Origin of the sequence: Pseudomonas sp. YL2, assembly GCF_023063025.1 — a bacterium.
In the GTDB taxonomy this organism is placed as follows: domain Bacteria; phylum Pseudomonadota; class Gammaproteobacteria; order Pseudomonadales; family Pseudomonadaceae; genus Aquipseudomonas; species Aquipseudomonas putida_A.
Window position 1 is genome coordinate 167,757 of record NZ_JAJSLU010000013.1, and the last position, 6,477, is coordinate 174,233.

At 53.9% G+C, this 6,477-nt stretch carries 8 protein-coding genes and 4 tRNA genes; all 12 read right to left on the minus strand.

Going from position 1 to position 6,477, the window contains the following annotated elements:
* Positions 1-147 precede the first annotated feature (147 nt).
* Entirely contained in the window at positions 148-843 is a 696-nt protein-coding gene (rplA, locus tag LVD08_RS19250) for a 50S ribosomal protein L1 (RefSeq protein ID WP_003228754.1), read from the minus strand.
* Positions 843-1,274: a 50S ribosomal protein L11 gene (gene rplK, locus LVD08_RS19255; protein WP_003228756.1), complete on the minus strand. Its 432-nt coding sequence runs from the start codon at positions 1,272-1,274 to the stop codon at positions 843-845. The genes rplA and rplK overlap by 1 nt, the downstream gene beginning before the upstream one ends.
* Before the next feature lie 117 nt (positions 1,275-1,391).
* The gene (gene nusG / locus LVD08_RS19260) at positions 1,392-1,925 is read right to left on the minus strand and encodes a transcription termination/antitermination protein NusG (protein WP_025113545.1); all 534 of its coding nucleotides are present in this window, start codon (positions 1,923-1,925) and stop codon (positions 1,392-1,394) included.
* 9 nt (positions 1,926-1,934) lie between these two features.
* Positions 1,935-2,303, minus strand: a complete 369-nt coding sequence (gene secE / locus LVD08_RS19265) for a preprotein translocase subunit SecE (RefSeq protein ID WP_041074957.1) — start codon at positions 2,301-2,303, stop codon at positions 1,935-1,937.
* 45 nt (positions 2,304-2,348) lie between these two features.
* Positions 2,349-2,424 (minus strand) — tRNA-Trp (locus LVD08_RS19270).
* Between the two features lie 53 nt (positions 2,425-2,477).
* Positions 2,478-3,671: an elongation factor Tu gene (gene tuf, locus LVD08_RS19275; protein WP_024014521.1), complete on the minus strand. Its 1,194-nt coding sequence runs from the start codon at positions 3,669-3,671 to the stop codon at positions 2,478-2,480.
* An 84-nt stretch (positions 3,672-3,755) separates the two neighbouring features.
* Positions 3,756-3,831: transfer RNA gene (locus tag LVD08_RS19280), tRNA-Thr, on the minus strand.
* A gap of 26 nt (positions 3,832-3,857) precedes the next feature.
* Positions 3,858-3,931, minus strand: a tRNA-Gly gene (locus tag LVD08_RS19285).
* 24 nt (positions 3,932-3,955) lie between these two features.
* Positions 3,956-4,040, minus strand: a tRNA-Tyr gene (locus LVD08_RS19290).
* A gap of 142 nt (positions 4,041-4,182) precedes the next feature.
* Entirely contained in the window at positions 4,183-4,620 is a 438-nt protein-coding gene (locus LVD08_RS19295; protein WP_247268936.1) for a hypothetical protein, read from the minus strand.
* 7 nt (positions 4,621-4,627) lie between these two features.
* Positions 4,628-5,377, minus strand: coding sequence for a pantothenate kinase (locus LVD08_RS19300; protein ID WP_247268937.1), 750 nt, complete (start codon positions 5,375-5,377; stop codon positions 4,628-4,630).
* Complete coding sequence (gene birA, locus LVD08_RS19305; RefSeq protein ID WP_247268938.1) at positions 5,367-6,320, minus strand: bifunctional biotin--[acetyl-CoA-carboxylase] ligase/biotin operon repressor BirA; 954 nt, start codon at positions 6,318-6,320, stop codon at positions 5,367-5,369. The genes LVD08_RS19300 and birA overlap by 11 nt, the downstream gene beginning before the upstream one ends.
* Positions 6,321-6,477 lie beyond the last annotated feature (157 nt).

A 6,477-nucleotide genomic window follows, 5' to 3' on the forward strand; every position in this document is an offset into this window, starting at 1 on the left:
TTTGGTGTCTGATTCGGTAAGGAACCGGGAGCACCATCTGCGTAGGCTTGTGGTTTAAGGCTTGCGCCGCCTACGGTCTTGGATAGCCCCCGCCAGGCAGGGACCCCAATCTTTCAATTGGCGCGAATAATCGCGCCAACCTTTGTCTTACGCGTCCAGCGAGCTCTGGTCGATAACCAGACCTGGGCCCATAGTGGTGCTCAGGGTAACGCGCTTGACGTAAATACCTTTCGAGGAAGCTGGCTTGATACGCTTCAGATCAGCGATCAGGGCCTCAACGTTTTCCTTCAGCTTGACGGCATCGAAACCGATCTTGCCAACGGAGGTGTGGATGATGCCGTTTTTGTCGGTGCGGTAACGAACCTGACCAGCCTTGGCGTTTTTAACCGCGGTAGCTACGTCTGGAGTTACGGTGCCGACTTTCGGGTTAGGCATCAGGCCACGTGGACCGAGGATCTGACCCAGTTGACCTACAACGCGCATGGCATCCGGGGATGCGATCACTACGTCGTAGTTCAGGTCGCCGCCTTTCATTTCGGCAGCCAGGTCGTCCATACCTACACGGTCAGCGCCGGCAGCCAGAGCGGCCTCAGCAGCTGGACCCTGGGTGAACACGGCAACGCGAACGGTCTTGCCAGTGCCGTGTGGCAGCACAGTAGCGCTACGAACAACCTGGTCGGATTTACGCGGGTCTACACCCAGGTTTACAGCAACGTCGAACGACTCGCTGAACTTGACAGTCGACAGCTCAGCCAGCAGAGCAGCAGCGTCTACAATGTTGTAGGCCTTGCCTGCTTCGATTTTGCCGGCGATAGCCTTTTGACGCTTGGTCAGCTTAGCCATTACACACCCTCCACGTTAAGGCCCATGCTACGAGCAGAACCGGCGATAGTACGCACGGCTGCATCCATATCAGCTGCAGTCAGATCCGCGTTTTTGGTTTTCGCGATTTCTTCCAGCTGAGCACGGGTAACAGTGCCAACCTTAACGGTGTTCGGACGAGCGGAACCGCTGGTCAGACCGGCCGCCTTCTTCAGCAGAACCGAAGCAGGGGTGGATTTGGTTTCGAAAGTGAAGCTACGGTCGCTGTAAACAGTGATGATCACTGGAGTCGGCAGACCTGCTTCAAGACCCTGAGTACGGGCGTTGAAAGCCTTGCAGAATTCCATGATGTTCACGCCGTGCTGACCCAGAGCAGGACCAACAGGTGGGCTTGGGTTAGCCTGAGCGGCCTTCACTTGCAGCTTGATGTAAGCGGTAATCTTCTTGGCCATGAGGCACTCCAATTACGGGTTCGAACGCCTCGAAAGGCTCCCCGGTTACTTGCGCGTTTATCCCAGTGACGACAAAACCCCACAGCCTAGGGCTGCGGGGTTGGGATGCTTGTTCAGCTAGACCTTTTCGACCTGACTGAACTCCAACTCTACCGGAGTAGAGCGACCGAAAATAAGCACCGCCACCTGGACACGGCTCTTTTCGTAGTTAACTTCTTCGACGGTGCCGTTAAAGTCAGCGAATGGACCGTCAGTAACGCGAACTACCTCACCCGGCTCAAACAGAGTCTTCGGCTTCGGCTTATCGCTACCATCAGCCACGCGACGCAGAATGGCTTCCGCCTCTTTATCGGTGATTGGAGCAGGCTTGTCGGCGGTACCGCCAATGAAGCCCATCACCCGAGGAGTATCCTTGACCAAGTGCCAAGTACCCTCATTCATATCCATCTGTACCAGCACATAGCCTGGGAAGAACTTGCGTTCGCTTTTGCGCTTCTGGCCATTACGCATTTCAACCACTTCTTCAGTGGGAACCAGAATTTCGCCGAAGCCATCTTCCATGCCAGCCAGCTTAACGCGCTCAATCAGCGAGCGCATGACATGCTTCTCGTAACCCGAGTAAGCATGCACAACGTACCAACGCTTAGCCACGGGACACCCTTAGCCGACAATCAAGGAAACAAGCCAACCGAGCAGGGAATCAACACCCCACAACAGCAACGCCATAACGATAACCACAGCAACAACGATCAACGTAGTCTGCGTGGTTTCCTGGCGAGTTGGCCATACGACTTTACGAATCTCGGTGCGCGCTTCCTTAACCAGTACAAAGAACGACTTGCCCTTTGCAGTCTGCAGGCCTACAAAGGCAGCTACAGCAGCAATTACAAGCAAAGCGAGTACACGGTACAGGATCGGCGAAGCAGCGTAATACTGATTGCCAACTACACCCACAACCACCAAAGCAGCTACCACAAGCCACTTGAGCAGATCGAAGCGAGAGCCTTGAGCTTCAGCCTTAGGAGTCATCTATGAAGATCCTGTGAAAAGAAAGCCAGACACACCAAGTGAATCTGGCAGGTCAGGAGGGAATCGAACCCCCAACCTACGGTTTTGGAGACCGTCGCTCTGCCAATTGAGCTACTGACCTAAAACAAAATCAGGCCGACCATTATGCCGGCCCGAAAAATACATTACAACCGCTTATTCGATGATTTTAGCTACGACGCCAGCGCCGACGGTACGACCGCCTTCACGGATAGCGAAACGCAGACCATCTTCCATCGCGATGGTTTTGATCAGGGTAACAGTCATCTGAATGTTGTCACCTGGCATTACCATTTCAACGCCTTCTGGCAGCTCGCAGTTACCAGTCACGTCAGTAGTACGGAAGTAGAACTGTGGACGGTAGCCTTTGAAGAACGGAGTGTGACGACCGCCTTCTTCCTTGCTCAGAACGTAAACTTCTGCGGTGAACTTGGTGTGCGGCTTAACCGAACCCGGCTTAACCAGAACCTGACCACGTTCAACGTCGTCACGCTTGGTACCACGCAGCAGAACGCCGCAGTTCTCGCCAGCACGACCTTCGTCGAGCAGCTTGCGGAACATCTCAACACCGGTGCAGGTGGTGGTGGTAGTGTCACGCAGACCAACGATTTCCAGTGCATCTTGAACGCGAACGATACCGCGCTCGATACGACCAGTCACAACAGTACCGCGACCCGAGATCGAGAATACGTCTTCGATTGGCATCAGGAATGGCTTGTCGATCATACGAACTGGTTCTGGGATGTAGGTATCCAGAGTTTCAACCAGTTTACGAACGGCAGTGGTGCCCATTTCGTTGTCGTCTTTGCCTTCCAGCGCCATACGAGCCGAACCGATGATGATCGGAGTGTCGTCGCCTGGGAAGTCATAAGTGGACAGCAGGTCGCGAACTTCCATCTCAACCAGTTCCAGCAGCTCAGCGTCGTCTACCAGGTCAGCCTTGTTCAGGAAAACCACGATGTACGGAACGCCTACCTGACGGGACAGCAGGATGTGCTCACGGGTTTGTGGCATCGGACCATCAGCGGCCGAGCAAACCAGGATCGCGCCGTCCATCTGGGCAGCACCGGTGATCATGTTCTTCACGTAGTCAGCGTGACCTGGGCAGTCAACGTGAGCGTAGTGACGAATAGTCGAGTTGTACTCAACGTGAGCGGTGTTGATGGTGATACCGCGAGCTTTTTCTTCTGGAGCGCTGTCGATCTTGTCGAATTCAACTACGGCCGAACCGAAAACTTCGGAGCAGACGCGAGTCAGAGCAGCGGTCAGAGTGGTTTTACCGTGGTCAACGTGACCAATGGTCCCTACGTTGACGTGGGGCAGGGAACGATCAAATTTTTCCTTAGCCATCGATAACACCCTCAACAGAAGAATTAGACGAACGATATCTACCATTAAAACAAAGGCAGATATTTTCATATCTGCCTTGTTATATGGAGCTCTTGAGCGGATTTGAACCGCTGACCTCACCCTTACCAAGGGTGTGCTCTACCAACTGAGCTACAAGAGCGTAACACTTTGCACAACCTGCAAACTTGGAGCGGGTAGCGGGAATCGAACCCGCATCATCAGCTTGGAAGGCTGAGGTTCTACCACTAAACTATACCCGCGGAGCTTGCAGCTCACGCTAAAAATGGTGGAGGGGGAAGGATTCGAACCTTCGAAGTCGTAGACGTCAGATTTACAGTCTGATCCCTTTGGCCGCTCGGGAACCCCTCCTAAGCGAGCCGGCATTCTATACTATGCCGACCCTCTGTCAAGCATTTTCTCATTAAAAACCTGAGGTTAGCTGCGTTGACACCGCTCCGCTTTGACAACCTGTTTAGGTGTTCGCTGTGGAGCGGGCGCCATTCTATGCAAACTATTCCAGCGGTGCAACCCCCTCACACAGCATTATTTTATGTTTTAACTCATTGAATTCCTTGGAAAGGTTCTGCAACTGCACATCCCCCAATAAACGCTGGCTCTCGGGCGCAATGCGCAACCAATATCCAGGCTCGGGAAGATCCTTTTGCGATGCCTGAACCTTCACACTCATGCCCGCTAGACGCATCTGTAGCGCGGAAAGGCTGCTTTCTTGAGTCAAACCACCCAAAAACAGACACTCCTGTCCGGCATGGCGCGCGCCTTGCACTCCCGCCGAGTCACCAGTCGCCTCACTCAATAAGCGAATATCTTGCTGGGACCCGCGGTACATGCTGAGAGGAGTGACATCTTTTGCACGGAAGGGCGCCTCCTGCTGATGCCAGACGCAATAGAACACATTGAGAACAACGAGCAGCAGGAACAACCAACGCATACAAACCTCAAGTTAAAGGACACGCCATCGCCAACCCTACAAATACCAGGTCAGGGACGATCCGAGCATCAGGCACGACGTCCGCCACCAATCCAGCATCGCCACCGGTAATAAAGACAGCAAAGCGCCCCCCCCAATAGGATCGAGCCATTTCCATCTGGGTCAGAACGAAACCTCTCAACATTAATGAGCACCCTCGCTCCACCGCCTCGACGGTACTGCGCCCCGGAGCATGGCTCGTCAACGCTTTTTCGGCAGCCAAGTCCCCATAACGGATTTTCCGGGTATGCGTACGTAACTGGTTACGCATCAAGGGCATCCCTGGGCAAATGAATCCCCCCAGGTGCTCACCTTCGGCATTAATAAAGTCAGCCGTCACAGCAGTGCCAAAATCCAGAATCAGACAGGCGCCGGCAGCCAGATGAAAGCCACCGAGCATCGCCAACCAGCGATCCAGTCCCAAGCGTTCATAGTCGTCATAGCCATTCCTGACACCAGACATTTCACTGGCCGACTTTGCGCAAACGACCGAGATGCCGAACGTCTGCTCGAGAATTCGGGTGAGCGCAGCAGTTTCTTCGCTGGTTCTTACGCTGACCAACCGACATTTGCGCAACGACAGGCTCTCAAATGCAAACAAGCTATCCACCAGAGCTTGATCCGAGTCGACAACACCTTCCGCGAAAAGACCGCCAGCAGCCGTATTCAATACGCGCCACTTGATAAAGCTATTCCCACAGTCGAGCTCAAGAATCATCACGCAACCTCAGACTGAGCTCACCACCACTAAATACTTTTTCCACGCCGTCCACCTTCAAGCGCAGCGCACCCTGGCTATCAATACCAAGCACTACGCCTTCTATATGACTAACGCCCGCAACCAAAGAAACCGGGCGACCTTGCCACATGTGATCCTTTTCCCATTCCTCCTGGAACGCAGAGAAACCATGGACCTGATGACGCTGGATATAATCGTGCAGTTGGTCGCTCAGCTCAGCCACCAAGACGTTGCGATCGCAGGTTTGACCCGTCTCGAGTCGAATTGACGTCCATTGCTGGTCAACTTCCTCAGCAACCTGCATGTTCACATTAATGCCTATACCCAGCACCACATGGCAAACATCTGCCGGATCCCCTACTAGCTCAAGAAGAATACCGGCGATTTTCTTGTTCCCGACCAGCACATCGTTGGGCCACTTCAATCCTGCGCCCGCCACCCCCAGCTTTCGCAGGGCATGCATAACAGCCAAACCGACCACCAGACTCAAGCCCTCAAGCTGGCGCATGCCACCTTCAATGCGCAGGACCAGGCTGTAGTAGAGATTTTCAGCAAAAGGGCTTACCCATTTGCGGCCTCTGCGACCGCGACCGGAAATCTGTCGTTCGGCCAATACCAGAAACGGCGCCGCTCGACCCTGATTGATCGCGCGAAGCGCCTCTGCGTTAGTGGAATCGATGGAATCAAAGACTGTAATCGGCCAAACCGCTGCTAAGGCACTAATCTTCAGGGGGTCGAGGAGCGTCAAGGGTGCAGCCAGTTGATAGCCTCTGCCCCGGACTTTGTTTATGGACAACCCGAGCTCAGCCTCAAGATGCTGAAGCTGCTTCCACACCGCACTTCGACTGATTCCCAGGGTAACCCCCAGAGCCTCGCCGGAATGGAATCGACCATCCTTTAATAGATTCAACAACGTCAGCATGCAGGTCTCGCCTCACAATGAGGTCCGAATAATAGCCATGAGCCGGGCGATTGCATAGAAATCAAGCGCACCACTTTCCTGCGGGCAAAACAAAACCCCAACTGCTTTCGCAATTGGGGTTTCGGAATTTAATCTTGACGATGACCTACTCTCACAT